The 22,314-nt window shown below is 50.5% G+C and carries 40 protein-coding genes; 38 read left to right on the top strand and 2 right to left on the bottom strand.

Translation table 11 applies throughout. The features are described 5' to 3' along the window. Positions 1-4: 4 nt before the first annotated feature. Together LH23_RS03515 and slyD are read left to right on the top strand one after the other, a co-directional pair. Entirely contained in the window at positions 5-205 is a 201-nt protein-coding gene (locus tag LH23_RS03515; protein WP_016538480.1) for a YheV family putative zinc ribbon protein, read from the top strand. A gap of 98 nt (positions 206-303) precedes the next feature. After that, positions 304-888, top strand: a complete 585-nt coding sequence (gene slyD / locus LH23_RS03510; protein WP_039288330.1) for a peptidylprolyl isomerase — start codon at positions 304-306, stop codon at positions 886-888. Between the two features lie 51 nt (positions 889-939). Here slyD and LH23_RS03505 read toward each other — a convergent pair whose 3' ends face one another. After that, a complete protein-coding gene (locus LH23_RS03505; protein ID WP_008457099.1) occupies positions 940-1,158 on the bottom strand; it encodes a protein SlyX in 219 nt (72 codons plus the stop codon). Between the two features lie 230 nt (positions 1,159-1,388). On the opposite strand from LH23_RS03505, the gene fkpA reads away from it, so the two are divergent. The 11 genes from fkpA to bfr all read left to right on the top strand — a co-directional run bounded on the left by fkpA (position 1,389) and on the right by bfr (position 9,807). Then, positions 1,389-2,216, top strand: coding sequence for an FKBP-type peptidyl-prolyl cis-trans isomerase (fkpA, locus tag LH23_RS03500; RefSeq protein WP_008457100.1), 828 nt, complete (start codon positions 1,389-1,391; stop codon positions 2,214-2,216). Between the two features lie 339 nt (positions 2,217-2,555). Further along, complete coding sequence (locus tag LH23_RS03495; RefSeq protein ID WP_008457101.1) at positions 2,556-3,284, top strand: helix-turn-helix transcriptional regulator; 729 nt, start codon at positions 2,556-2,558, stop codon at positions 3,282-3,284. Then, positions 3,284-3,670 carry a sulfurtransferase complex subunit TusD gene (tusD, locus tag LH23_RS03490; RefSeq protein WP_039288325.1) on the top strand — a complete coding sequence of 129 codons (387 nt, stop codon included), beginning with the start codon at positions 3,284-3,286 and terminating at the stop codon, positions 3,668-3,670. Before LH23_RS03495 ends, tusD begins: the two co-directional genes overlap by 1 nt. After that, positions 3,670-4,029, top strand: a complete 360-nt coding sequence (gene tusC / locus LH23_RS03485) for a sulfurtransferase complex subunit TusC (protein ID WP_039288322.1) — start codon at positions 3,670-3,672, stop codon at positions 4,027-4,029. The genes tusD and tusC overlap by 1 nt, the downstream gene beginning before the upstream one ends. A 7-nt stretch (positions 4,030-4,036) precedes the next feature. After that, complete coding sequence (tusB, locus tag LH23_RS03480; RefSeq protein ID WP_039288319.1) at positions 4,037-4,324, top strand: sulfurtransferase complex subunit TusB; 288 nt, start codon at positions 4,037-4,039, stop codon at positions 4,322-4,324. 124 nt (positions 4,325-4,448) lie between these two features. Further along, positions 4,449-4,823, top strand: coding sequence for a 30S ribosomal protein S12 (gene rpsL, locus LH23_RS03475; RefSeq protein ID WP_008457105.1), 375 nt, complete (start codon positions 4,449-4,451; stop codon positions 4,821-4,823). 95 nt (positions 4,824-4,918) lie between these two features. Continuing rightward, positions 4,919-5,389 carry a 30S ribosomal protein S7 gene (gene rpsG / locus LH23_RS03470; protein ID WP_008457106.1) on the top strand — a complete coding sequence of 157 codons (471 nt, stop codon included), beginning with the start codon at positions 4,919-4,921 and terminating at the stop codon, positions 5,387-5,389. 93 nt (positions 5,390-5,482) lie between these two features. Continuing rightward, the gene (gene fusA, locus LH23_RS03465) at positions 5,483-7,597 is read left to right on the top strand and encodes an elongation factor G (protein ID WP_039288316.1); all 2,115 of its coding nucleotides are present in this window, start codon (positions 5,483-5,485) and stop codon (positions 7,595-7,597) included. 71 nt (positions 7,598-7,668) lie between these two features. Further along, on the top strand, positions 7,669-8,853 hold the full coding sequence (tuf, locus tag LH23_RS03460) for an elongation factor Tu (protein ID WP_038478205.1): 1,185 nt from the start codon (positions 7,669-7,671) through the stop codon (positions 8,851-8,853). 214 nt (positions 8,854-9,067) lie between these two features. Continuing rightward, a complete protein-coding gene (bfd, locus tag LH23_RS03455; protein WP_008457135.1) occupies positions 9,068-9,262 on the top strand; it encodes a bacterioferritin-associated ferredoxin in 195 nt (64 codons plus the stop codon). Between the two features lie 71 nt (positions 9,263-9,333). Further along, positions 9,334-9,807 (top strand): bacterioferritin, encoded by a 474-nt coding sequence (bfr, locus tag LH23_RS03450; RefSeq protein WP_039288312.1) that lies wholly within the window; start codon positions 9,334-9,336, stop codon positions 9,805-9,807. Positions 9,808-9,855: 48 nt separating this feature from the next. Here bfr and LH23_RS03445 read toward each other — a convergent pair whose 3' ends face one another. Next, entirely contained in the window at positions 9,856-10,335 is a 480-nt protein-coding gene (locus LH23_RS03445; RefSeq protein ID WP_052050117.1) for a prepilin peptidase, read from the bottom strand. Positions 10,336-10,723: 388 nt separating this feature from the next. On the opposite strand from LH23_RS03445, the gene rpsJ reads away from it, so the two are divergent. The 25 genes from rpsJ to rpsK all read left to right on the top strand — a co-directional run bounded on the left by rpsJ (position 10,724) and on the right by rpsK (position 22,283). Next, entirely contained in the window at positions 10,724-11,035 is a 312-nt protein-coding gene (gene rpsJ, locus LH23_RS03440) for a 30S ribosomal protein S10 (protein WP_001181005.1), read from the top strand. A gap of 31 nt (positions 11,036-11,066) precedes the next feature. Beyond that, positions 11,067-11,696 carry a 50S ribosomal protein L3 gene (gene rplC / locus LH23_RS03435; protein WP_006178923.1) on the top strand — a complete coding sequence of 210 codons (630 nt, stop codon included), beginning with the start codon at positions 11,067-11,069 and terminating at the stop codon, positions 11,694-11,696. A gap of 10 nt (positions 11,697-11,706) precedes the next feature. Then, positions 11,707-12,312, top strand: coding sequence for a 50S ribosomal protein L4 (rplD, locus tag LH23_RS03430; protein WP_008457145.1), 606 nt, complete (start codon positions 11,707-11,709; stop codon positions 12,310-12,312). Continuing rightward, positions 12,309-12,611, top strand: a complete 303-nt coding sequence (gene rplW / locus LH23_RS03425) for a 50S ribosomal protein L23 (protein ID WP_008457148.1) — start codon at positions 12,309-12,311, stop codon at positions 12,609-12,611. The genes rplD and rplW overlap by 4 nt, the downstream gene beginning before the upstream one ends. 17 nt (positions 12,612-12,628) lie before the next feature. Then, positions 12,629-13,450, top strand: coding sequence for a 50S ribosomal protein L2 (gene rplB, locus LH23_RS03420; RefSeq protein ID WP_008457150.1), 822 nt, complete (start codon positions 12,629-12,631; stop codon positions 13,448-13,450). 16 nt (positions 13,451-13,466) lie between these two features. Beyond that, the gene (rpsS, locus tag LH23_RS03415) at positions 13,467-13,745 is read left to right on the top strand and encodes a 30S ribosomal protein S19 (protein WP_001138115.1); all 279 of its coding nucleotides are present in this window, start codon (positions 13,467-13,469) and stop codon (positions 13,743-13,745) included. Positions 13,746-13,759: 14 nt separating this feature from the next. After that, entirely contained in the window at positions 13,760-14,092 is a 333-nt protein-coding gene (gene rplV / locus LH23_RS03410) for a 50S ribosomal protein L22 (RefSeq protein ID WP_002919773.1), read from the top strand. Between the two features lie 17 nt (positions 14,093-14,109). Beyond that, positions 14,110-14,808: a 30S ribosomal protein S3 gene (gene rpsC / locus LH23_RS03405; RefSeq protein WP_006817277.1), complete on the top strand. Its 699-nt coding sequence runs from the start codon at positions 14,110-14,112 to the stop codon at positions 14,806-14,808. 12 nt (positions 14,809-14,820) lie between these two features. Further along, positions 14,821-15,231, top strand: a complete 411-nt coding sequence (gene rplP, locus LH23_RS03400; protein ID WP_015962145.1) for a 50S ribosomal protein L16 — start codon at positions 14,821-14,823, stop codon at positions 15,229-15,231. Continuing rightward, entirely contained in the window at positions 15,231-15,422 is a 192-nt protein-coding gene (gene rpmC / locus LH23_RS03395; protein WP_039288296.1) for a 50S ribosomal protein L29, read from the top strand. The genes rplP and rpmC overlap by 1 nt, the downstream gene beginning before the upstream one ends. Next, positions 15,422-15,676, top strand: coding sequence for a 30S ribosomal protein S17 (rpsQ, locus tag LH23_RS03390; protein ID WP_008457160.1), 255 nt, complete (start codon positions 15,422-15,424; stop codon positions 15,674-15,676). Before rpmC ends, rpsQ begins: the two co-directional genes overlap by 1 nt. A gap of 166 nt (positions 15,677-15,842) precedes the next feature. Then, positions 15,843-16,214: a 50S ribosomal protein L14 gene (rplN, locus tag LH23_RS03385; protein ID WP_008457164.1), complete on the top strand. Its 372-nt coding sequence runs from the start codon at positions 15,843-15,845 to the stop codon at positions 16,212-16,214. A gap of 10 nt (positions 16,215-16,224) precedes the next feature. Further along, a complete protein-coding gene (rplX, locus tag LH23_RS03380) occupies positions 16,225-16,539 on the top strand; it encodes a 50S ribosomal protein L24 (RefSeq protein ID WP_039288293.1) in 315 nt (104 codons plus the stop codon). A 14-nt stretch (positions 16,540-16,553) separates the two neighbouring features. Continuing rightward, positions 16,554-17,093: a 50S ribosomal protein L5 gene (gene rplE, locus LH23_RS03375; protein WP_008457169.1), complete on the top strand. Its 540-nt coding sequence runs from the start codon at positions 16,554-16,556 to the stop codon at positions 17,091-17,093. Between the two features lie 14 nt (positions 17,094-17,107). Continuing rightward, entirely contained in the window at positions 17,108-17,413 is a 306-nt protein-coding gene (gene rpsN / locus LH23_RS03370) for a 30S ribosomal protein S14 (RefSeq protein ID WP_008457171.1), read from the top strand. 33 nt (positions 17,414-17,446) lie between these two features. After that, on the top strand, positions 17,447-17,839 hold the full coding sequence (gene rpsH, locus LH23_RS03365) for a 30S ribosomal protein S8 (protein ID WP_008457173.1): 393 nt from the start codon (positions 17,447-17,449) through the stop codon (positions 17,837-17,839). A gap of 13 nt (positions 17,840-17,852) precedes the next feature. Then, entirely contained in the window at positions 17,853-18,386 is a 534-nt protein-coding gene (rplF, locus tag LH23_RS03360; RefSeq protein ID WP_039288290.1) for a 50S ribosomal protein L6, read from the top strand. A 9-nt stretch (positions 18,387-18,395) separates the two neighbouring features. Then, on the top strand, positions 18,396-18,749 hold the full coding sequence (gene rplR / locus LH23_RS03355) for a 50S ribosomal protein L18 (RefSeq protein ID WP_008457177.1): 354 nt from the start codon (positions 18,396-18,398) through the stop codon (positions 18,747-18,749). Positions 18,750-18,763: 14 nt separating this feature from the next. Next, positions 18,764-19,264 carry a 30S ribosomal protein S5 gene (gene rpsE, locus LH23_RS03350; protein ID WP_038478233.1) on the top strand — a complete coding sequence of 167 codons (501 nt, stop codon included), beginning with the start codon at positions 18,764-18,766 and terminating at the stop codon, positions 19,262-19,264. 6 nt (positions 19,265-19,270) lie between these two features. Next, positions 19,271-19,450: a 50S ribosomal protein L30 gene (rpmD, locus tag LH23_RS03345; protein ID WP_004846568.1), complete on the top strand. Its 180-nt coding sequence runs from the start codon at positions 19,271-19,273 to the stop codon at positions 19,448-19,450. A gap of 3 nt (positions 19,451-19,453) precedes the next feature. Next, a complete protein-coding gene (gene rplO / locus LH23_RS03340; protein WP_008457184.1) occupies positions 19,454-19,888 on the top strand; it encodes a 50S ribosomal protein L15 in 435 nt (144 codons plus the stop codon). Positions 19,889-19,895: 7 nt separating this feature from the next. Then, on the top strand, positions 19,896-21,227 hold the full coding sequence (gene secY / locus LH23_RS03335; protein WP_008457186.1) for a preprotein translocase subunit SecY: 1,332 nt from the start codon (positions 19,896-19,898) through the stop codon (positions 21,225-21,227). A gap of 30 nt (positions 21,228-21,257) precedes the next feature. Further along, the gene (rpmJ, locus tag LH23_RS03330) at positions 21,258-21,374 is read left to right on the top strand and encodes a 50S ribosomal protein L36 (RefSeq protein ID WP_008457187.1); all 117 of its coding nucleotides are present in this window, start codon (positions 21,258-21,260) and stop codon (positions 21,372-21,374) included. 146 nt (positions 21,375-21,520) lie between these two features. Next, a complete protein-coding gene (gene rpsM, locus LH23_RS03325) occupies positions 21,521-21,877 on the top strand; it encodes a 30S ribosomal protein S13 (protein WP_008457189.1) in 357 nt (118 codons plus the stop codon). Between the two features lie 16 nt (positions 21,878-21,893). Then, the gene (rpsK, locus tag LH23_RS03320; protein WP_008457192.1) at positions 21,894-22,283 is read left to right on the top strand and encodes a 30S ribosomal protein S11; all 390 of its coding nucleotides are present in this window, start codon (positions 21,894-21,896) and stop codon (positions 22,281-22,283) included. Positions 22,284-22,314 lie beyond the last annotated feature (31 nt).

The raw sequence follows: 22,314 nt of genomic DNA, 5'->3' as shown, positions 1-22,314 counted from the left end.
GCCAATGTCAGTGCGTAAGCGTTTTATTGCCGGGGCGGTTTGCCCTAAGTGTCAGGCTAAGGATTCCCTCGCGCTATGGCGTGAGAACAATGTTGATATCGTTGAGTGCGTTAAGTGCGGCCATCAGATGCGTGAAGCCGATAAGCAGGTTCGCGAGCACGTTCGTGAGCAGGAGCAAGTGATAGGGATTTTCCATCCCGACTAGCGAGATGCAGCAGCTTTTTTTAAGCTAGAGGGTACAGCGGCGCAGATTTCCGCTACAATCGGCGCCAGTTTTTTCCCTACGCTCGTTCAGGAGATATCATGAAAGTAGCAAAAGACCTGGTGGTCAGCCTGGCCTATCAGGTACGTACAGAAGACGGTGTGTTGGTCGATGAGTCTCCGGTGAGCGCGCCGCTGGACTACCTGCACGGTCACGGCTCCCTGATCTCTGGCCTGGAAACGGCGCTGGATGGTCACGAAGTTGGCGACAAGTTTGACGTTGAAGTGGGCGCGAACGACGCTTACGGTCAGTACGACGAAAATCTGGTGCAGCGCGTACCGAAAGACGTCTTCATGGGCGTTGACGAGCTGCAGGTTGGTATGCGCTTTATGGCGGAAACCGATCAGGGTCCAGTGCCGGTCGAAATTACCGAAGTGGAAGACGAGCACGTTGTGGTTGACGGTAACCACATGCTGGCTGGCCAGAACCTGAAATTCAACGTGGAAGTTGTTGCTATCCGCGAAGCGACTGCTGAAGAGCTGGCCCATGGTCACGTTCACGGTGAGCACGACCATCATCACGACCACGATCACGATGGTTGCTGCGGTGGTCACGGCCACGATCACGACCATGGCCACGAGCATGGTAAAGGTGGTTGCGGTAACGGCGGCTGTGGTTGCCACTGATCGCTGTGAAAGAGAAAAGGCCGCATTAGCGGCCTTTTTTACATCTGTTATTCAGTAATGCGGCGGTGGCGTCTCTTCGGACTCTGAAGCGATCATCGACGGCTGACTTGCCTTCAGCTTTTCAACCAGCAGGCGGAAATGCTCGCGAAGTTTGACCATCTCAAGCTCGTGCGCCGTCACGGTCTGGTTCAGCTCTTCAATCGTAATCTCCTGAAATGCGAGACGACTCTCGAGATCTTCCAGCCGTTGTTCGGTGGATTTAGTGTGCATGGCGGTTCCTCTTTTGCCTGCGCGATGGACAATATGCGGTGATTTTACTGAAAATGACCAAGCTTTACAGCGCAGAAGCACGTTGAAGGAAACTTCTTTAAACAAAAAGAATCTCAATTTGACTCGATAACTCGCTGAGAGATTGTGTAGATTTCTTTCACGACGTTATAGTACGTCACTTAGTTTATTTGAAACCCTGGGGTGAGAGGCCCCGGCCCTTGGAGAAATGGATGAAATCATTATTTAAAGTAACGCTTCTGGCGACCACAATGGCCGTTGCCCTTAATGCCCCTGCTTTTGCGGCGCCTGCTGCTGCGAAAGATGCACCTGCGGCTCAGGCTGACAGCAAAGCGGCCTTTAAGAACGACGATCAGAAAGCTGCCTATGCACTGGGCGCATCGCTCGGGCGTTACATGGAAAACTCCCTGAAAGAGCAAGAGAAACTGGGGATCACCCTGGACAAAGCTCAGCTGATCGCGGGCGTACAGGATGCATTTGCGGATAAGAGCAAACTGTCTGACCAGGAAATTGAACAAACTCTGCAGGCGTTTGAGACTCGCGTAAAAGCCTCCGCTCAGGAGAAAATGGAGAAAGACGCTAAAGAGAACGCGGACAAAGGCAAAGCCTTCCGTGATGCTTTCGCGAAAGAGAAAGGCGTTAAAACCTCTTCTACCGGCCTGATGTATAAAGTTGAGAAAGACGGTACTGGTGATGCGCCGAAGGATACCGATACCGTTGTGGTTAACTACAAAGGTACGCTGATCGACGGTAAAGAGTTTGATAACTCTTATACCCGAGGTGAGCCACTGTCCTTCCGCCTTGATGGTGTTATCCCTGGCTGGACCGAAGGCCTGAAAAACATCAAGAAAGGCGGCAAGATCAAGCTGGTAATTCCACCAGAACTGGCTTACGGCAAAACCGGCGTGCCGGGGATCCCTGCCAACTCTACGCTGGTATTTGAAGTTGAGCTGCTGGACATTAAACAAGCGCCAAAAGCTGACGCTAAGCCAGCCGCTGCTGCAGATGCTAAAGCTGCTGACGCTGCTAAAAGCAAGTAATTAGCAGGTTGTTTGAGCCGCCGCCCACCGGGCGGCGGTTTTGTTTTTGCCGCCGGTGTTTATTCCCCCCACGTGTAATGAGGAGAATAAAGACTGGAAAGCACGTCTTACGTTGTATTACCTTAGCGGGCAGCGTTTCAATCGAGTATGAGTCTGCCCTGACACCATCAAAGCGCGACAGGCTCTCTTTAGAGTAAATTGCTGGCAACGTCTTTTATCCATAACACGCTCAATTTGCAGCAATAAAAATAATGGACGAAGTCTGCTGATTTACCCCAAACGCCCGAGAACCCCGTTGTCCGGACGTTTGTCATCAATCTGAGAGGGTGGTATTTTTTCATGTCCAATTCGCTTTTAACCAACGAAACCAGTGAACTTGATTTGCTGGACCAGCGTCCTTTTGAACAAACCGACTTCGAAATATTAAAATCCTATGAAGCGGTCGTGGACGGGTTAGCGATGCTGATTGGCTCCCATTGCGAAATCGTTCTGCACTCCCTGCAGGACCTGAAATGTTCAGCCATTCGTATCGCTAATGGTGAACATACCGGGCGAAAAATAGGCTCGCCAATTACCGATTTGGCTTTGCGCATGCTGCACGATATGACCGGTGCCGACAGCAGCGTCTCTAAATGCTACTTCACTCGCGCAAAAAGCGGCGTACTGATGAAGTCGGTGACGATTGCGATCCGCAACCGTGACCAGCGGGTGATTGGTTTGCTTTGCATTAACATGAATCTCGACGTGCCGTTCTCCCAGATCATGTCGACCTTCATTCCACCAGAAACGCAGGATCAGGAAGTCCCATCTTCGGTGAACTTTGCGTCCTCCGTAGAGGATCTTGTGATGCAAACGCTGGAATTCACGATTGAAGAAGTGAATGCCGATCGCAACGTCTCAAACAACGCCAAGAACCGCCAGATAGTGCTCAACCTCTATGAGAAAGGCATCTTCGACATCAAAGATGCCATCAACCAGGTTGCCGATCGGCTGAACATTTCCAAACATACCGTTTATCTCTACATTCGCCAGTTCAAAAACGGCGACTTCCTCGGTCAGGATAAGTAATGCGCTTTGCCTTGATGGTCACTGGCCCGGCTTATGGGACGCAGCAGGCGAGCAGCGCATTGCTGTTTGCCAGGGCGTTGCTGGCGGAAGGACACACGCTTGAGAGCGTTTTTTTCTACCGTGAGGGGATTTATAACGCCAATCAGCTGACCGCCCCGGCAAGCGATGAGGTTGACCTTGTCCGCGAGTGGCAGAGCCTGAACGCGCAGCACGATGTGGCACTGCATATCTGCGTGGCAGCGGCATTACGTCGCGGCGTCACTGATGAAGAACAGGCCAAATCTTTGGGGCTCAACGTGAGTAATCTCCAGCCTGGCTTTACGCTTAGTGGCCTGGGAGCGCTGGCAGAAGCCGCGCTTACCTGTGAAAGAATGGTGCAGTTCTAATGAAGCGCGTTGCTTTTGTTTTTCGATCTGCGCCGCACGGCAGCACTGCTGGCCGGGAAGGGCTGGACGCCTTATTGGCGACATCGGCCCTGTCAGAAGATATCGGCGTGTTCTTTGTTGGCGATGGTGTTTTACAACTGCTGCCGGGGCAACAGCCTGCCAAAGTACTGGGCAGGGATTACATCGCCACCTTCCGCATTTTGCCGCTGTATGATATCGAACAGTGCTTCCTTTGCGCAGCGTCATTAAGGGAAAGAGGGCTTTCGGATCAGGCATCCTGGGTTATTGATGCTGAAGTGTTGGCACCTGATGTGCTGAGGGAAAAATTAAACCAGTACGACGTTGTACTCACTTTCTGAGGCGCTCATGTTGCATACCTTACGTCACTCGCCCTTTCAGTGCGATATCACCGAGATTCTGCGTTATACCCAGCCAGGCGACGATTTACTGCTGATTGAAGATGGCGTGATTGCCGCGCTGAATGACAGCCGGGCGCTTGAATTACTGCTTTCTGCCCCCATTACTGTTCACGCTCTGCAAGAAGATGTTGAGGCTAGAGGTCTTGTTGCTCAAATTTCGTCCAAAGTTGAGCGTGTCGGCTATACTGATTTCGTCAGATTAACGATAAAACATAGCCAGCAGTTCGCCTGGTGACGGTGGATCGCTGTATATTTCTTGACACCTTTTCGGCTCAGCCCTAAAATTCTGCGTCCTCATATTATATGAGGCCGTTTTATTACGTGTTTACGAAGCAAAAGCTAAAACCAGGAGCTATTTAATGGCAACAGTTAACCAGCTGGTTCGCAAACCACGCGTACGCAAAGTTGCAAAAAGCAACGTGCCTGCGCTGGAAGCTTGCCCGCAAAAACGTGGTGTATGTACCCGTGTATATACCACCACTCCTAAAAAACCAAACTCCGCACTGCGTAAAGTTTGCCGTGTGCGTTTGACTAACGGTTTTGAAGTCACCTCCTACATCGGCGGTGAAGGTCACAACCTGCAGGAACACTCCGTGATCCTGATCCGTGGTGGTCGTGTTAAAGACCTGCCAGGTGTTCGCTACCACACCGTTCGTGGTGCGCTTGACTGCTCCGGCGTTAAAGACCGTAAGCAATCTCGCTCCAAGTATGGCGTGAAGCGTCCTAAGGCTTAATGGTTCTCCGTTAAGTAAGGCCAAACGTTTTAAATTAATGTCAAAATAAACTCTTTGAGTTTTGGACAATCCTGAATTAACAACGGAGTATTCCTATGCCACGTCGTCGCGTGATTGGTCAGCGTAAAATTCTGCCGGATCCTAAGTTCGGATCAGAGCTGCTGGCTAAATTTGTAAATATCCTGATGGTAGATGGTAAAAAATCTACTGCAGAATCTATCGTTTATACCGCGCTGGAAACCCTGGCTCAGCGTTCTGGTAAAAACGAGCTGGAAGCTTTCGAAGTCGCTCTGGACAACGTCCGTCCGACCGTCGAAGTTAAGTCCCGCCGTGTAGGTGGTTCTACTTATCAGGTTCCAGTTGAAGTTCGTCCGGTTCGTCGTAATGCTCTGGCAATGCGTTGGATCGTTGAAGCTGCTCGTAAACGCGGTGATAAATCCATGGCTCTTCGCCTGGCGAATGAACTGTCTGATGCTGCAGAAAACAAAGGCACTGCAGTGAAGAAACGTGAAGACGTTCACCGTATGGCTGAAGCCAACAAGGCGTTCGCTCACTATCGTTGGTAATAAATCCTTCGTAGTGTTACCCAAGCGGGCGCTTCATGAAGCTGCCCGCTTTGGGTTACTTAACTTGAACGTCCCAGGATATAGAGGAATCAAATGGCTCGTACAACACCCATTGCACGCTACCGTAACATCGGTATCAGTGCACACATCGACGCCGGTAAAACCACGACTACCGAACGTATTCTGTTCTACACCGGTGTAAACCACAAAATCGGTGAAGTTCATGACGGCGCTGCAACCATGGACTGGATGGAACAGGAGCAGGAGCGTGGTATCACCATTACCTCCGCTGCAACTACTGCATTCTGGTCTGGTATGGCTAAGCAGTATGAACCGCACCGCGTAAACATCATCGACACCCCAGGGCACGTTGACTTCACCATCGAAGTAGAACGTTCCATGCGTGTTCTTGACGGTGCAGTAATGGTTTACTGCGCAGTTGGTGGTGTTCAGCCACAGTCTGAAACCGTATGGCGTCAGGCTAACAAATACAAAGTTCCACGCATCGCGTTCGTTAACAAAATGGACCGTATGGGTGCAAACTTCCTGAAAGTTGTAGGCCAGATCAAATCCCGTCTGGGCGCGAACCCTGTTCCGCTTCAGCTGGCGATTGGTGCTGAAGAAGGTTTCACCGGCGTTATCGACCTGGTGAAAATGAAAGCCATCAACTGGAACGATGCAGATCAGGGCGTTACCTTCGAATACGAAGATATCCCAGCTGACATGCAGGACCTGGCTGACGAATGGCACCAGAACCTGATCGAGTCCGCTGCAGAAGCCTCTGAAGAGCTGATGGAAAAATACCTGGGCGGCGAAGAGCTGACCGAGGAAGAAATCAAGAAAGCTCTGCGTCAGCGCGTTCTGAACAACGAAATCATCCTGGTTACCTGTGGTTCTGCATTTAAGAACAAAGGTGTTCAGGCGATGCTGGATGCGGTAATCGATTACCTGCCAGCACCAACCGACGTACCGGCAATCAACGGTATTCTGGATGACGGTAAAGACACTCCGGCTGAGCGTCACGCAACTGACGACGAGCCGTTTGCTGCTCTGGCATTCAAAATCGCAACTGACCCGTTCGTTGGTAACCTGACCTTCTTCCGCGTTTACTCCGGCGTTGTTAACTCCGGTGATACCGTGCTGAACTCCGTTAAAGCTGCTCGTGAGCGCTTTGGCCGTATCGTTCAGATGCACGCTAACAAACGTGAAGAGATCAAAGAAGTTCGCGCAGGCGACATCGCGGCTGCTATCGGTCTGAAAGACGTAACTACTGGTGACACCCTGTGTGATCCAGATTCGCCTATCATTCTGGAGCGTATGGAATTCCCAGAGCCGGTAATCTCCATCGCCGTTGAACCAAAAACCAAAGCTGACCAGGAAAAAATGGGTCTGGCTCTGGGCCGTCTGGCTAAAGAAGACCCATCATTCCGCGTATGGACTGATGAAGAATCTAACCAGACCATCATCGCCGGTATGGGTGAGCTGCACCTCGACATCATCGTTGACCGTATGAAGCGTGAATTCAACGTTGAAGCGAACGTCGGTAAACCTCAGGTTGCTTACCGCGAAGCGATTCGCGCTAAAGTTACCGATATCGAAGGTAAACACGCCAAGCAGTCTGGTGGTCGTGGTCAGTACGGTCATGTTGTTATCGACATGTACCCACTGGAGCCGGGCTCTAACCCTAAAGGTTACGAGTTCATCAACGACATCAAAGGCGGCGTAATTCCTGGCGAATACGTTCCTGCCGTTGATAAAGGCATCCAGGAGCAGCTGAAATCTGGTCCACTGGCGGGTTACCCGGTTGTTGATCTCGGCGTGCGTCTGCACTTCGGTTCTTACCATGACGTTGACTCCTCCGAGCTGGCGTTTAAACTGGCCGCTTCTATTGCCTTCAAAGATGGCTTTAAGAAAGCTAAACCAGTTCTGCTTGAGCCTATCATGAAGGTTGAAGTTGAAACTCCGGAAGAGAACACCGGTGACGTTATCGGTGACCTTAGCCGTCGTCGTGGTCAGCTGAAAGGCCAGGAATCTAACGCTACTGGCGTACAGATTCATGCTGAAGTTCCGTTGTCTGAAATGTTCGGGTACGCAACTCAGCTGCGTTCTCTGACCAAAGGTCGTGCATCTTACTCCATGGAATTCCTGAAGTATGATGACGCACCTAACAACGTTGCTCAGGCCGTAATCGAAGCTCGTGGCAAATAAGCCAACGCTTTTAACACAATGATCCCGTGCTCTCTCCATAAGGTGAGAGCACAATAGTAAGGAATATAGCCGTGTCTAAAGAAAAATTTGAACGTACAAAACCGCACGTTAACGTTGGTACTATCGGCCACGTTGACCACGGTAAAACCACTCTGACCGCTGCAATCACTACCGTTCTGGCTAAAACCTACGGTGGTTCTGCTCGTGCATTCGACCAGATCGATAACGCACCAGAAGAAAAAGCTCGTGGTATCACCATCAACACTTCCCACGTTGAGTACGACACCCCGACTCGTCACTACGCGCACGTTGACTGCCCAGGGCACGCCGACTACGTGAAAAACATGATCACCGGTGCTGCTCAGATGGACGGCGCTATCCTGGTTGTTGCTGCGACTGACGGCCCTATGCCTCAGACCCGTGAGCACATCCTGCTGGGTCGTCAGGTTGGCGTTCCTTACATCATCGTGTTCCTGAACAAATGCGACATGGTTGATGACGAAGAGCTGCTGGAGCTGGTTGAAATGGAAGTTCGTGAACTTCTGTCTCAGTACGACTTCCCAGGCGATGACACTCCAATCATCCGTGGTTCTGCTCTGAAAGCGCTGGAAGGCGAAGCTGAGTGGGAAGCTAAAATCGTTGAACTGGCTGGCTTCCTGGATTCTTACATCCCAGAACCAGTACGTGCAATCGACCTGCCGTTCCTGCTGCCAATCGAAGACGTATTCTCCATCTCCGGTCGTGGTACCGTTGTTACCGGTCGTGTAGAGCGCGGTATCGTTAAAGTTGGTGAAGAAGTTGAAATCGTTGGTATCAAAGATACTGCGAAATCTACCTGTACCGGCGTTGAAATGTTCCGCAAACTGCTGGACGAAGGCCGTGCTGGTGAGAACGTAGGTGTTCTGCTGCGTGGTATCAAACGTGAAGAAATCGAACGTGGTCAGGTACTGGCTAAGCCAGGCTCTATCAAGCCACACACCAAGTTCGAATCTGAAGTGTACATCCTGTCCAAAGACGAAGGCGGCCGTCATACTCCGTTCTTCAAAGGCTACCGTCCACAGTTCTACTTCCGTACAACTGACGTGACCGGTACCATCGAACTGCCAGAAGGCGTAGAGATGGTAATGCCAGGCGACAACATCAAAATGGTTGTTACCCTGATCCACCCAATCGCGATGGACGACGGTCTGCGTTTCGCAATCCGTGAAGGTGGCCGTACCGTTGGTGCTGGTGTTGTTGCTAAAGTTCTGAGCTAATCCTCTGATACTTTAATGCAATAGTGAAAAGGGCATCTTAGGATGCCCTTTTTTATGCCTGAAATTTGCTGTTTGCATGTGAAAGTCCTCTCTTACTGCCGTTAGTGCCAGTTTTTGCATTTGATTACCATTCTCTACATTCTGCCGCGCCGGAACCCTTGTAAAGCCAATCATTCTCATTTACAATTTGCGCAGTTTTTGAGCGGGAGTGATCATGTACGTTTGCTTGTGTAACGGTGTAAGTGATAAGACAATTCGGCAGGCGGTGCGACAACATCATCCGCAGTCTTTTCAGCAACTTAGAAAATTTATCCCCGTGGGGAATCAGTGCGGTAAGTGCGTTCGCCAGGCACGAGAAATCATGCAAGACGAGCTAATGCAGATCCCGGAATTTAAAGAGATTGCCTAAAACACGCTCATTTTTTTGACTTACACTCCGTGACATCTACGCTTCAATAAGTGGAAGCGGAGGATGTCAAAATGAAAGGTGATGTTAAGATAATAAATTATCTCAATAAATTATTGGGAAACGAGCTTGTCGCGATTAACCAGTATTTTCTGCATGCCCGCATGTTCAAAAACTGGGGATTAAAACGTCTCAACGACGTCGAGTATCACGAGTCAATCGATGAAATGAAGCACGCTGATAAGTATATCGAGCGTATTCTCTTCCTCGAAGGCATTCCAAATCTGCAGGACCTCGGCAAGCTGGGTATTGGTGAAGATGTCGAAGAGATGCTTCGCTCGGACCTGAAGCTGGAACTCGATGGTGCTAAAGACTTGCGTGAAGCTATCGCCTATGCCGATAAAGTTCATGATTATGTCAGTCGTGATCTGATGATCGAAATTCTTGCCGATGAAGAAGGCCATATCGACTGGCTCGAAACTGAACTGGATTTAATTCAGAAGCTGGGCATCCAGAACTATCTGCAGGCTCAGATACGGGAAGAGTAATCCCGCATGATCAGGACAGAGGGGCTCCCCTCTGTCTTCTTTGATACCTCATCCAAACACCTGCCAGCAAAAATTCGTCCAGCCCGAGAGTGCAAGCCAGGGGCCAAAAGGCATTTCAATGATTTCTCGGCGCCTGAGCAGATAAAGTATTCCTGCGTAAACTATGCCCAGAGAAGACGCCAAAGCGACGATAATCGGTAAGTACTGCCAGTAGCTCCAGGCTCCAATTGCTGCCAGTAGTTTGAAATCACCATAACCCAATCCTTCTTTACCGGTAGCAAAACGGAAGAGATGAAAAATAACCCACAGGAAAAGGTAGCCGGCAACCGCGCCTAATACGGCATGATGAACATGGAGGGGGTTAACCAGACTATGAAACAACAGTCCCAACCACAGTAAGGGGAGGGTAAGTCTGTCTGGTAGATGCATGGTTTTGAAATCACTTAAGCTTAGCGCTAGTGCCAGGAAAAAATAGAGCAAAACAGCGATGGGGAGTAGCCAGGCGGTCTGCATGTCGGTAAGTATCATCTTTTTGTCCCGCGGAGGATGAACCCCCTGGATGCTACGCCGTTGCGTAGGCCGAACCTATCAACCGCTGAATTTGGCGTGTGATACTGCGCGATGCCTCGCAGATGTAGGGTTAACTTAGATCGAAACTAACTAAATGAAGGGTGTCGGTGAAATTTCAACCCATATGACTTGCAAGCTGGGCTGAAACCCGTATAATGCGCGGGCTGTCTTAATAGGCCGCTGGTTCAATATGAACCCTGATAGCAGTCAGTAGAAGTCATTCAGTTGCTATCAAACAATGTCCCCAATTGGGGGACTATGTATGAACGATTACACTCCCCCATCAATCGTAATGGGTGCGAGTAGTAATTTTTTTCGTCTATAAAATAATTGGAGCTCTGGTCTCATGCAGAACCAAAGAATCCGTATCCGCCTTAAAGCGTTTGATCATCGTCTGATCGATCAATCAACCGCGGAAATCGTCGAGACTGCTAAGCGCACTGGTGCGCAAGTCCGTGGTCCGATCCCGCTGCCGACCCGCAAAGAGCGCTTTACCGTTCTGATCTCTCCGCACGTCAACAAAGACGCGCGTGATCAGTACGAGATCCGCACTCACAAGCGTCTGGTTGACATCGTTGAGCCAACTGAGAAAACCGTTGATGCTCTGATGCGTCTGGATCTGGCTGCCGGTGTAGACGTGCAGATCAGCCTGGGTTAATCAGGTCATTGACGATTGAGAGGTTGAAACAATGATTGGTTTAGTCGGTAAAAAAGTGGGTATGACCCGTATCTTCACTGAAGACGGCGTTTCTATCCCAGTAACCGTAATTGAAGTAGAAGCAAACCGTGTTACTCAGGTTAAAGACCTGGCTAACGACGGCTACCGTGCTGTTCAGGTGACCACTGGTGCTAAAAAAGCTAACCGTGTAACCAAGCCGGAAGCTGGTCACTTCGCTAAAGCTGGCGTTGAAGCTGGCCGTGGTCTGTGGGAATTCCGTCTTGCTGAAGGCGAAGAGTTCACCGTAGGTCAGGACATTAGCGTTGAACTGTTTGCTGACGTTAAAAAAGTTGACGTAACCGGTACCTCTAAAGGTAAAGGTTTCGCAGGTACCGTTAAGCGCTGGAACTTCCGTACCCAGGACGCTACCCACGGTAACTCCTTGTCTCACCGCGTTCCGGGTTCTATCGGTCAGAACCAGACTCCGGGCAAAGTGTTCAAAGGCAAGAAAATGGCAGGCCAGCTGGGTAACGAACGTGTCACTGTTCAGAGCCTGGACGTAGTACGTGTTGACGCTGAGCGCAACCTGCTGCTGGTGAAAGGTGCGGTTCCGGGTGCAACCGGTAGCGACCTGATCGTTAAACCAGCTGTGAAGGCGTAAGGGGATAGCAATGGAATTAGTATTGAAAGACGCGCAAAGCGCGCTGACTGTTTCCGAAACTACCTTCGGTCGTGACTTCAACGAAGCGCTGGTACACCAGGTTGTTGTTGCTTATGCAGCAGGCGCCCGTCAGGGTACTCGTGCTCAGAAGACCCGTGCTGAAGTAACTGGTTCCGGCAAAAAGCCGTGGCGCCAGAAAGGTACCGGCCGTGCGCGTTCTGGTTCTATCAAGAGCCCGATCTGGCGTTCCGGTGGCGTAACCTTCGCTGCTCGCCCGCAGGACCACAGTCAAAAAGTTAACAAAAAGATGTACCGCGGCGCGCTGAAAAGCATCCTGTCCGAACTGGTACGTCAGGATCGTCTGATCGTTGTTGAGCAGTTCTCTGTTGAAGCACCGAAAACCAAGCTGCTTGCTCAGAAACTGAAAGATATGGCTCTGGAAGATGTGCTGATCGTGACCGGTGAACTGGATGAGAATCTGTTCCTGGCCGCTCGCAACCTGCATAAGGTTGACGTGCGCGATGTAGCTGCAATCGACCCAGTTAGCCTGATCGCCTTCGACAAAGTCGTTATGACTGCGGAAGCAGTTAAGCAAGTTGAGGAGATGCTGGCATGATCCGTGAAGAACGTCTGCTGAAAGTACTGCGCGCGCCGCACGTATCTGAAAAAGCGTCTACCGCGATGGAAAAAACCAACACCATCGTACTCAAAGTTGCGACTGACGCGACCAAAGCAGAGATCGTTGCTGCTGTACAGAAGCTGTTCGAAGTTGAAGTTAAAGACGTTAACACCCTGGTAGTTAAAGGGAAAACTAAACGTCACGGACAGCGTGTTGGTCGTCGTAGCGACTGGAAAAAAGCTTACGTCACCCTGAAGGAAGGCCAGAATCTGGACTTCGTCGGCGGCGCTGAGTAAGTCGGAGGAGAAAGACAATGGCAGTTGTTAAATGTAAACCGACATCTCCGGGTCGTCGCCACGTAGTTAAAGTGGTTAACCCTGAGCTGCACAAGGGCAAGCCTTTTGCTCCGTTGCTGGAAAAAAACAGCAAATCCGGTGGCCGTAACAACAATGGTCGTATCACTACCCGTCATATCGGTGGTGGTCACAAGCAGGCATACCGTATTGTTGATTTTAAACGCAACAAAGATGGTATCCCGGCAGTTGTTGAACGTCTTGAGTACGATCCGAACCGTTCCGCGAACATCGCGCTGGTTCTGTACAAAGATGGCGAACGCCGTTACATCCTGGCCCCTAAAGGCCTGAAAGCTGGCGACCAGATTCAGTCTGGCGTTGATGCTGCAATCAAAGCGGGTAACACCCTGCCGATGCGCAATATCCCGGTTGGTTCTACTGTTCATAACGTAGAAATGAAACCAGGTAAAGGCGGTCAGCTGGCTCGTTCCGCTGGTACCTACGTGCAGATCGTTGCTCGTGATGGTGCTTACGTTACCCTGCGCCTGCGCTCCGGTGAAATGCGTAAAGTCGAAGCTGACTGCCGCGCTACCCTGGGCGAAGTTGGCAACGCTGAGCATATGCTGCGCGTTCTGGGTAAAGCAGGTGCTGCTCGCTGGCGTGGTGTTCGTCCTACCGTTCGCGGTACCGCGATGAACCCAGTCGATCACCCACATGGTGGTGGTGAAGGTCGTAACTTTGGTAAGCACCCGGTATCCCCGTGGGGCGTTCAGACCAAAGGTAAGAAGACCCGCAGCAACAAGCGTACTGATAAATTTATCGTACGTCGCCGTAGCAAATAATTTTAGAGGATAAGCCATGCCACGTTCTCTCAAGAAAGGTCCTTTTATTGACCTGCACTTGCTGAAGAAGGTAGAGAAAGCGGTGGAAAGCGGTGACAAGAAGCCCCTGCGCACTTGGTCCCGTCGTTCAACGATCTTTCCTAACATGATCGGTTTGACCATCGCTGTCCATAATGGTCGTCAGCACGTTCCAGTCTTTGTTTCCGACGAAATGGTCGGTCACAAACTGGGTGAATTCGCACCGACTCGTACTTATCGCGGCCACGCTGCTGATAAAAAAGCGAAGAAGAAATAAGGTAGGAGGAAGAGATGGAAACTTTAGCTCAACATCGCCATGCTCGTTCTTCTGCTCAGAAGGTTCGCCTTGTTGCTGACCTGATTCGCGGTAAGAAAGTGTCGCAGGCTCTGGATATTCTGACCTACACCAATAAGAAAGCGGCTGTATTGGTTAAGAAAGTACTGGAATCTGCCATTGCTAACGCTGAACACAACGATGGCGCTGACATTGACGATCTGAAAGTCGCGAAAATCTTCGTAGACGAAGGCCCTAGCATGAAGCGCATTATGCCTCGTGCAAAAGGTCGTGCAGATCGCATCCTGAAGCGCACCAGCCACATTACTGTGGTTGTGTCCGATCGCTGAGACTCTGGAGACTAGCAATGGGTCAGAAAGTACATCCTAATGGTATTCGCCTGGGTATTGTAAAACCATGGAACTCAACCTGGTTTGCGAACACCAAAGAATTCGCTGACAACCTGGACAGCGATTTTAAAGTACGTCAGTACCTGACTAAGGAACTGGCTAAGGCGTCTGTATCTCGTATCGTTATCGAGCGTCCTGCTAAGAGCATCCGTGTGACCATTCACACCGCTCGCCCAGGTATCGTTATCGGTAAGAAAGGTGAAGACGTAGAAAAACTGCGTAAGGTCGTAGCGGATATCGCTGGCGTTCCTGCACAGATCAATATCGCCGAAGTTCGTAAACCTGAACTGGACGCAAAACTGGTTGCTGACAGCATCACTTCTCAGCTGGAACGTCGTGTTATGTTCCGTCGTGCTATGAAGCGTGCTGTACAGAACGCAATGCGTCTGGGCGCTAAAGGTATCAAAGTTGAAGTTAGCGGCCGTCTGGGCGGCGCCGAGATCGCACGTACCGAATGGTACCGTGAAGGTCGCGTGCCGTTGCACACTCTGCGTGCTGACATCGACTACAACACCTCTGAAGCGCACACCACTTATGGTGTAATCGGCGTTAAGGTATGGATCTTCAAAGGTGAGATCCTGGGTGGTATGGCTGCTGTTGAACAACCGGAACCGGCTGCTCAACCTAAAAAGCAGCAGCGTAAAGGCCGTAAGTAAGGAGAGTCGCTGATGTTACAACCAAAGCGTACAAAATTCCGTAAAGTGCACAAAGGCCGCAACCGTGGTCTCGCGCAGGGTACGGATGTTAGCTTCGGCACTTTCGGTCTGAAAGCTGTTGGCCGTGGTCGTCTGACTGCCCGTCAGATCGAAGCAGCACGTCGTGCAATGACCCGTGCAGTTAAGCGTCAGGGTAAGATCTGGATCCGTGTATTCCCGGACAAACCGATCACCGAAAAGCCGCTTGAAGTGCGTATGGGTAAAGGTAAAGGTAACGTGGAGTATTGGGTTGCCTTGATCCAGCCAGGCAAAGTCCTGTATGAAATGGACGGCGTATCTGAAGAGCTGGCCCGTGAAGCCTTCAAGCTGGCAGCAGCAAAACTGCCTATCAAAACCACCTTTGTAACTAAGACGGTGATGTAATGAAAGCAAAAGAGCTGCGTGAAAAGAGCGTCGAAGAGCTGAACACCGAGCTGCTGAACCTGCTGCGTGAGCAGTTCAATCTGCGCATGCAGGCTGCAAGTGGCCAGCTGCAACAGACTCACCTGCTGAAGCAGGTTCGTCGTAATGTTGCACGTGTTAAGACTTTACTGACTCAGAAGGCGGGTGCGTAATGACCGATAAAATCCGTACTCTGCAAGGTCGCGTTGTCAGCGACAAAATGGAGAAATCCATTGTTGTTGCCATCGAACGTGTTGTGAAGCACCCGATCTACGGGAAATTCATCAAGCGTACGACCAAACTGCACGTACATGACGAGAACAACGAATGCGGTATCGGTGACGTGGTTGAAATCCGCGAATGCCGTCCGCTGTCCAAGACTAAGTCCTGGACGCTGGTTCGCGTTGTAGAGAAAGCGGTTCTGTAATACAGTACGCATTCTCAAACGAATAAACGGCTCAGCGATGAGCCGTTTATTTTTTCTACCCATATCTTGGAACCGGTGTTATAATGCCGCGCCCTCGTTTATGGGGCTTTTTAACGACCTGAATTTCAGGTCCCGAAGTAGTAGTTGACATTAGCGGAGCACTGAAATGATCCAAGAACAGACTATGCTGACCGTGGCCGACAACTCCGGCGCGCGTCGCGTAATGTGTATCAAGGTTCTGGGTGGCTCGCACCGTCGCTACGCAGGCGTCGGCGACATCATCAAAATTACCATCAAGGAAGCAATTCCTCGCGGTAAGGTGAAGAAAGGCGATGTGCTGAAAGCGGTAGTGGTGCGCACCAAGAAGGGTGTTCGTCGCCCGGACGGTTCTGTCATTCGCTTCGATGGCAATGCATGCGTTATTTTAAACAATAACAGCGAGCAGCCAATCGGCACGCGTATTTTTGGGCCGGTAACTCGTGAACTGCGTAATGAGAAGTTCATGAAAATTATCTCTCTGGCACCAGAAGTACTCTAAGGAGCGAATCATGGCAGCGAAAATCCGTCGTGATGACGAAGTTATCGTGTTAACCGGTAAAGATAAAGGTAAGCGCGGTAAAGTAAAAAATGTCCTGTCTACCGGCAAGGTCATTGTTGAAGGTATCAACCTGGTTAAGAAACATCAGAAGCCGGTTCCGGCCCTGAACCAACCAGGCGGCATCGTTGAAAAAGAAGCTGCAATTCAGGTTTCTAACGTTGCTATCTTCAATGCGGCAACCGGCAAGGCTGACCGTGTAGGCTTTAGATTCGAAGACGGCAAAAAAGTCCGTTTCTTCAAGTCTAACAGCGAAACTATCAAGTAATTTGGAGTAGTACGATGGCGAAACTGCATGATTACTACAAAGACGAAGTAGTTAAGAAACTCATGACTGAGTTTAACTACAATTCTGTCATGCAAGTCCCTCGGGTCGAGAAGATCACCCTGAACATGGGTGTTGGTGAAGCGATCGCTGACAAGAAACTGCTGGATAACGCAGCAGCTGACCTGACAGCAATCTCCGGTCAAAAGCCGTTGATCACCAAAGCACGCAAATCAGTTGCAGGCTTCAAAATCCGTCAGGGCTATCCGATCGGCTGTAAAGTAACTCTGCGTGGCGAACGCATGTGGGAGTTCCTTGAGCGTCTGATCACTATTGCTGTACCTCGTATCCGTGACTTCCGTGGCCTGTCCGCTAAGTCTTTTGACGGTCGTGGTAACTACAGCATGGGTGTCCGTGAGCAGATCATCTTCCCAGAAATCGATTACGACAAAGTCGATCGCGTCCGTGGTTTGGATATTACCATTACCACTACTGCGAAATCTGATGATGAAGGCCGTGCTCTGCTGGCTGCCTTTGACTTCCCGTTCCGCAAGTAAGGTAGGGTTACTTCATGGCTAAGCAATCAATGAAAGCACGCGAAGTAAAGCGCGTTGCTTTGGCTGAAAAATTCTTCGCTAAACGCGCAGAACTGAAAGCTATCATTTCTGATGTGAACGCGACCGACGAAGACCGTTGGAACGCTGTTCTCAAGCTGCAAACTCTGCCGCGTGATTCCAGCCCGTCCCGTCAGCGTAAACGCTGCCGCCAGACTGGTCGTCCACATGGTTATGTGGGCAAGTTCGGGTTGAGCCGTATCAAGCTTCGTGAAGCCGCCATGCGCGGTGAAGTACCTGGCTTGAAAAAGGCTAGCTGGTAATTGTCACCAATTGAATCACGGGAGTAGAGACAGATGAGCATGCAAGATCCGATCGCGGATATGCTGACCCGTATCCGTAACGGTCAGGCCGCGAACAAAGTTGCGGTCACCATGCCTTCCTCCAAGCTGAAAGTGGCAATCGCCAACGTGCTGAAGGAAGAAGGTTATATTGAAGAATTTAAAATTGAAGGCGACATCAAGCCTGAACTGGAACTGACTCTTAAGTATTTCCAGGGCAAGGCTGTGGTAGAGAGCATTCAGCGAGTCAGCCGCCCAGGTCTGCGCATCTATAAGAAAAAAGATGAGCTGCCTAAAGTTATGGCCGGCATGGGTATTGCTGTCGTTTCTACCTCTAAAGGTGTTATGACTGATCGTGCAGCGCGCCAGGCTGGTCTTGGTGGCGAAATTATCTGCTACGTAGCGTAATTGGAGGAATAAAATGTCTCGTGTTGCTAAAGCACCGGTCGTTGTTCCTGCAGGCGTAGAGGTAAAACTCAACGGTCAGGTTATTTCGATCAAAGGTAAAAACGGCGAGCTGACTCGTACTATCAACGATGCTGTTGAAGTTAAACACGCTGAAAATGCTCTGACTTTCGCTCCGCGCGAAGGCTTTGCTAACGCGTGGGCCCAAGCGGGTACCACTCGTGCGCTGTTGAACGCAATGGTTGTCGGTGTTACCGAAGGCTTCACTAAGAAGCTGCAGCTGGTTGGTGTAGGTTATCGTGCAGCCGTTAAAGGCGACGTGGTGAATTTAGCCCTGGGCTTCTCTCACCCTGTTGAGCATAAGCTGCCGGCAGGTATTACTGCTGAATGTCCGACTCAAACTGAAATCGTGCTGAAAGGCGCTGATAAGCAGGTGATCGGTCAGGTTGCAGCAGATCTGCGCGCCTACCGTCGTCCTGAGCCTTATAAAGGCAAGGGTGTTCGTTACGCCGACGAAGTCGTGCGTACCAAAGAGGCTAAGAAGAAGTAAGGTAACACTATGGATAAGAAATCTGCTCGTATCCGTCGTGCGACCCGCGCACGTCACAAGCTCAAAGAGCTGGGTGCAACTCGCCTGGTGGTACATCGTACCCCGCGTCATATTTACGCACAGGTAATTGCACCAAACGGTTCTGAAGTTCTGGTAGCTGCATCTACTGTAGAAAAAGCTATCACTGAGCAACTGAAGTACACTGGAAATAAAGACGCCGCTGCAGCTGTAGGTAAAGCTGTTGCTGAGCGCGCGCTGGAAAAAGGCATCACCGTAGTTGCTTTTGACCGTGCTGGTTTCCAATATCATGGTCGTGTCCAGGCACTGGCAGATGCTGCCCGTGAAGCTGGCCTTCAGTTCTAAGGTAGAGGTGTAAGATGTCTCACATCGAAAAACAAGCTGGCGAACTGCAGGAAAAGCTGATCGCGGTAAATCGCGTATCTAAAACCGTTAAAGGCGGTCGTATTTTCTCCTTCACTGCTCTGACAGTGGTAGGCGATGGTAACGGTCGTATTGGTTTTGGTTACGGTAAAGCGCGTGAAGTTCCAGCAGCGATCCAGAAAGCGATGGAAAAAGCCCGTCGCAACATGATTAACGTCGCGCTGAACAGCGGCACCCTGCAGCACCCTGTTAAAGGTGTGCACACAGGTTCCCGTGTGTTCATGCAGCCGGCTTCCGAAGGTACCGGTATCATCGCCGGTGGTGCAATGCGCGCCGTCCTGGAAGTCGCTGGTGTTCATAACGTCCTGGCTAAAGCGTATGGTTCTACTAACCCGATTAACGTGGTTCGTGCAACTATCGATGGCCTGGCGAATATGAATTCTCCAGAAATGGTCGCTGCCAAGCGTGGTAAATCCGTTGAAGAAATTCTGGGGTAATTGACCATGGCAAAGACTATTAAAATCACTCAAACCCGCAGTGCAATCGGTCGTCTGCCGAAACACAAGGCAACGCTGCTTGGCCTGGGTCTGCGTCGTATTGGCCACACCGTAGAGCGCGAGGATACTCCTGCTGTACGTGGTATGGTCAACGCGGTTTCCTACATGGTTAAAGTTGAGGAGTAAGAGATGCGTTTAAATACTCTGTCTCCGGCCGAAGGGTCTAAGCACGCTTCTAAGCGTCTGGGTCGTGGTATCGGTTCTGGCCTCGGTAAAACCGGCGGTCGTGGTCACAAAGGTCAGAACTCTCGTTCTGGTGGTGGCGTACGTCGTGGTTTCGAAGGTGGTCAGATGCCGTTGTACCGTCGTCTGCCGAAATTCGGTTTCACCTCTCGCAAAGCAATGATCACGGCAGAAGTTCGTCTGTCCGATCTGGCGAAAGTTGAAGGCGACGTAGTTGACCTGAACACGCTGAAAGCAGCAAACATTATCGGTATTCAGATCGAGTTCGCGAAAGTGATCCTGTCTGGTGAGGTAACTCGTCCGGTAACTGTTAGCGGCCTGCGTGTGACCAAAGGCGCTCGTGCTGCTATCGAAGCTGCTGGCGGTAAAATCGAGGAATAAGTAGCAGATGGCAAAGCAACCGGGATTAGATTTTCAAAGTGCTAAAGGCGGCCTCGGCGAGCTGAAACGCAGACTGATGTTTGTTATCGGTGCGCTGATTGTGTTTCGTATTGGCTCTTTTATTCCGATCCCTGGTATTGATGCCGCTGTACTTGCCAAACTGCTTGAGCAACAGCGAGGCACTATCATTGAAATGTTTAACATGTTCTCTGGTGGTGCTCTCAGCCGTGCTTCTATCTTTGCACTGGGTATCATGCCGTACATTTCGGCATCGATCATCATTCAACTGCTTACCGTGGTTCATCCCGCGTTGGCAGAGCTAAAGAAAGAAGGGGAGTCTGGTCGTCGTAAGATCAGCCAGTACACCCGTTACGGCACTCTGGTGCTGGCAATATTCCAGTCAATCGGTATTGCTACCGGTTTACCGAATATGCCTGGTATGCAAGGTCTGGTGTTAAACCCAGGCTTTGCATTCTATTTCACCGCTGTTGTTAGCCTTGTCACTGGGACAATGTTCCTGATGTGGCTGGGTGAACAGATTACTGAGCGTGGTATCGGTAACGGTATCTCAATCATAATCTTCGCGGGTATCGTTGCGGGTCTTCCGCCGGCCATTGGCCATACCATCGAGCAAGCAAGGCAAGGCGACCTGCACTTCCTCCTGTTGCTGTTGGTTGCAGTATTAGTATTTGCAGTGACCTTCTTCGTTGTTTTTGTTGAGCGTGGCCAGCGCCGCATTGTGGTCAACTACGCTAAACGTCAACAGGGTCGTCGTGTCTATGCTGCGCAGAGCACACATTTACCGCTGAAAGTGAACATGGCCGGGGTTATCCCTGCGATCTTCGCCTCCAGTATTATTCTGTTCCCGGCGACCATCGCGTCATGGTTCGGGGGCGGTACCGGTTGGAACTGGCTGACAACAATTTCGCTGTATTTGCAGCCTGGGCAACCGCTTTATGTGTTACTCTATGCGTCTGCAATCATCTTCTTCTGTTTCTTCTACACGGCGTTGGTCTTCAACCCGCGTGAAACAGCGGATAACCTGAAGAAGTCCGGTGCATTTGTACCAGGAATTCGTCCGGGAGAACAAACGGCGAAGTATATCGATAAAGTAATGACCCGCCTGACTTTGGTTGGTGCGTTGTACATTACCTTTATCTGCCTAATCCCGGAGTTCATGCGCGATGCAATGAAAGTGCCGTTCTACTTCGGTGGGACCTCACTGCTGATCGTTGTTGTCGTTATCATGGACTTTATGGCTCAAGTGCAAACTCTGATGATGTCAAGTCAGTACGAGTCTGCATTGAAGAAAGCGAACCTGAAAGGCTACGGCCGTTAATCGTCGCTTGAGAAGTTACGGAGAGTAAAAATGAAAGTTCGTGCTTCCGTCAAGAAATTATGTCGTAACTGCAAAATCGTTAAGCGTGACGGTGTTATTCGCGTGATTTGCAGCGTAGAGCCGAAGCATAAACAGCGTCAAGGCTGATTATCTCGCATATTTTTCTTGCAAAGTTGGGTTGAGCTGGCTAGATTAGCCAGCCAATCTTTTGTATGTCTATGCGTTTCCATTTGAGTATCCTGAAAACGGGCTTTTCGGCATGGGACGCATAATCTAAATAGTAGGAGTGCATAGTGGCCCGTATAGCAGGCATTAACATTCCTGATCAAAAACACGCTGTGATCGCGTTAACCTCGATCTACGGTGTCGGCAAGACTCGCTCCAAGGCCATTTGCGCTGCGGCGGGTATCGCTGAAGATGTTAAGATCAGTGAGCTGTCTGAAGAACAAATCGACACGCTGCGTGACGAAGTTGCCAAATTTGTCGTTGAAGGTGATCTGCGCCGTGAAGTGAGCATGAGCATCAAGCGTCTGATGGACCTTGGTTGCTATCGCGGTTTGCGTCATCGTCGTGGTCTGCCAGTGCGCGGTCAGCGTACTAAGACCAACGCACGTACCCGTAAGGGTCCGCGCAAACCGATCAAGAAATAATCGGGGTGATTGAATAATGGCAAAGGCACCAATTCGTGCACGTAAACGTGTAAGAAAAACAGTCTCTGACGGCGTGGCTCATGTCCATGCTTCTTTCAACAACACCATCGTTACTATTACCGATCGTCAGGGTAATGCGTTGGGTTGGGCAACTGCCGGTGGTTCCGGTTTCCGTGGTTCTCGCAAATCCACTCCGTTTGCAGCTCAGGTTGCAGCAGAGCGTTGCGCAGAAGCCGTGAAAGAATACGGTATCAAGAACCTGGAAGTTATGGTTAAGGGTCCTGGCCCAGGTCGCGAATCAACTATTCGTGCTCTGAACGCCGCTGGTTTCCGCATCACTAATATTACTGATGTGACTCCAATCCCTCATAACGGTTGTCGTCCGCCGAAAAAACGTCGCGTATAACGCGTCCGTTTTCTAGGATTGTTGGAGAAAG

The organism is Cedecea neteri (genome assembly GCF_000758305.1).
Lineage (GTDB): Bacteria > Pseudomonadota > Gammaproteobacteria > Enterobacterales > Enterobacteriaceae > Cedecea > Cedecea neteri_C.
The sequence above is the reverse complement of the archived record's forward strand: the minus strand, read 5'-3'. Positions and strand labels throughout refer to the sequence as shown.

Coding starts and splice junctions, on each gene's coding strand:
- LH23_RS03515 (WP_016538480.1), top strand. CDS start 5: ATGTCAGTGCGTAAGCGTTTTATTGCCGGGGCGGTTTGCCCTAAGTGT.
- slyD (WP_039288330.1), top strand. CDS start 304: ATGAAAGTAGCAAAAGACCTGGTGGTCAGCCTGGCCTATCAGGTACGT.
- LH23_RS03505 (WP_008457099.1), bottom strand. CDS start 1,158: ATGCACACTAAATCCACCGAACAACGGCTGGAAGATCTCGAGAGTCGT.
- fkpA (WP_008457100.1), top strand. CDS start 1,389: ATGAAATCATTATTTAAAGTAACGCTTCTGGCGACCACAATGGCCGTT.
- LH23_RS03495 (WP_008457101.1), top strand. CDS start 2,556: ATGTCCAATTCGCTTTTAACCAACGAAACCAGTGAACTTGATTTGCTG.
- tusD (WP_039288325.1), top strand. CDS start 3,284: ATGCGCTTTGCCTTGATGGTCACTGGCCCGGCTTATGGGACGCAGCAG.
- tusC (WP_039288322.1), top strand. CDS start 3,670: ATGAAGCGCGTTGCTTTTGTTTTTCGATCTGCGCCGCACGGCAGCACT.
- tusB (WP_039288319.1), top strand. CDS start 4,037: ATGTTGCATACCTTACGTCACTCGCCCTTTCAGTGCGATATCACCGAG.
- rpsL (WP_008457105.1), top strand. CDS start 4,449: ATGGCAACAGTTAACCAGCTGGTTCGCAAACCACGCGTACGCAAAGTT.
- rpsG (WP_008457106.1), top strand. CDS start 4,919: ATGCCACGTCGTCGCGTGATTGGTCAGCGTAAAATTCTGCCGGATCCT.
- fusA (WP_039288316.1), top strand. CDS start 5,483: ATGGCTCGTACAACACCCATTGCACGCTACCGTAACATCGGTATCAGT.
- bfd (WP_008457135.1), top strand. CDS start 9,068: ATGTACGTTTGCTTGTGTAACGGTGTAAGTGATAAGACAATTCGGCAG.
- bfr (WP_039288312.1), top strand. CDS start 9,334: ATGAAAGGTGATGTTAAGATAATAAATTATCTCAATAAATTATTGGGA.
- LH23_RS03445 (WP_052050117.1), bottom strand. CDS start 10,335: ATGATACTTACCGACATGCAGACCGCCTGGCTACTCCCCATCGCTGTT.
- rpsJ (WP_001181005.1), top strand. CDS start 10,724: ATGCAGAACCAAAGAATCCGTATCCGCCTTAAAGCGTTTGATCATCGT.
- rplC (WP_006178923.1), top strand. CDS start 11,067: ATGATTGGTTTAGTCGGTAAAAAAGTGGGTATGACCCGTATCTTCACT.
- rplD (WP_008457145.1), top strand. CDS start 11,707: ATGGAATTAGTATTGAAAGACGCGCAAAGCGCGCTGACTGTTTCCGAA.
- rplW (WP_008457148.1), top strand. CDS start 12,309: ATGATCCGTGAAGAACGTCTGCTGAAAGTACTGCGCGCGCCGCACGTA.
- rplB (WP_008457150.1), top strand. CDS start 12,629: ATGGCAGTTGTTAAATGTAAACCGACATCTCCGGGTCGTCGCCACGTA.
- rpsS (WP_001138115.1), top strand. CDS start 13,467: ATGCCACGTTCTCTCAAGAAAGGTCCTTTTATTGACCTGCACTTGCTG.
- rplV (WP_002919773.1), top strand. CDS start 13,760: ATGGAAACTTTAGCTCAACATCGCCATGCTCGTTCTTCTGCTCAGAAG.
- rpsC (WP_006817277.1), top strand. CDS start 14,110: ATGGGTCAGAAAGTACATCCTAATGGTATTCGCCTGGGTATTGTAAAA.
- rplP (WP_015962145.1), top strand. CDS start 14,821: ATGTTACAACCAAAGCGTACAAAATTCCGTAAAGTGCACAAAGGCCGC.
- rpmC (WP_039288296.1), top strand. CDS start 15,231: ATGAAAGCAAAAGAGCTGCGTGAAAAGAGCGTCGAAGAGCTGAACACC.
- rpsQ (WP_008457160.1), top strand. CDS start 15,422: ATGACCGATAAAATCCGTACTCTGCAAGGTCGCGTTGTCAGCGACAAA.
- rplN (WP_008457164.1), top strand. CDS start 15,843: ATGATCCAAGAACAGACTATGCTGACCGTGGCCGACAACTCCGGCGCG.
- rplX (WP_039288293.1), top strand. CDS start 16,225: ATGGCAGCGAAAATCCGTCGTGATGACGAAGTTATCGTGTTAACCGGT.
- rplE (WP_008457169.1), top strand. CDS start 16,554: ATGGCGAAACTGCATGATTACTACAAAGACGAAGTAGTTAAGAAACTC.
- rpsN (WP_008457171.1), top strand. CDS start 17,108: ATGGCTAAGCAATCAATGAAAGCACGCGAAGTAAAGCGCGTTGCTTTG.
- rpsH (WP_008457173.1), top strand. CDS start 17,447: ATGAGCATGCAAGATCCGATCGCGGATATGCTGACCCGTATCCGTAAC.
- rplF (WP_039288290.1), top strand. CDS start 17,853: ATGTCTCGTGTTGCTAAAGCACCGGTCGTTGTTCCTGCAGGCGTAGAG.
- rplR (WP_008457177.1), top strand. CDS start 18,396: ATGGATAAGAAATCTGCTCGTATCCGTCGTGCGACCCGCGCACGTCAC.
- rpsE (WP_038478233.1), top strand. CDS start 18,764: ATGTCTCACATCGAAAAACAAGCTGGCGAACTGCAGGAAAAGCTGATC.
- rpmD (WP_004846568.1), top strand. CDS start 19,271: ATGGCAAAGACTATTAAAATCACTCAAACCCGCAGTGCAATCGGTCGT.
- rplO (WP_008457184.1), top strand. CDS start 19,454: ATGCGTTTAAATACTCTGTCTCCGGCCGAAGGGTCTAAGCACGCTTCT.
- secY (WP_008457186.1), top strand. CDS start 19,896: ATGGCAAAGCAACCGGGATTAGATTTTCAAAGTGCTAAAGGCGGCCTC.
- rpmJ (WP_008457187.1), top strand. CDS start 21,258: ATGAAAGTTCGTGCTTCCGTCAAGAAATTATGTCGTAACTGCAAAATC.
- rpsK (WP_008457192.1), top strand. CDS start 21,894: ATGGCAAAGGCACCAATTCGTGCACGTAAACGTGTAAGAAAAACAGTC.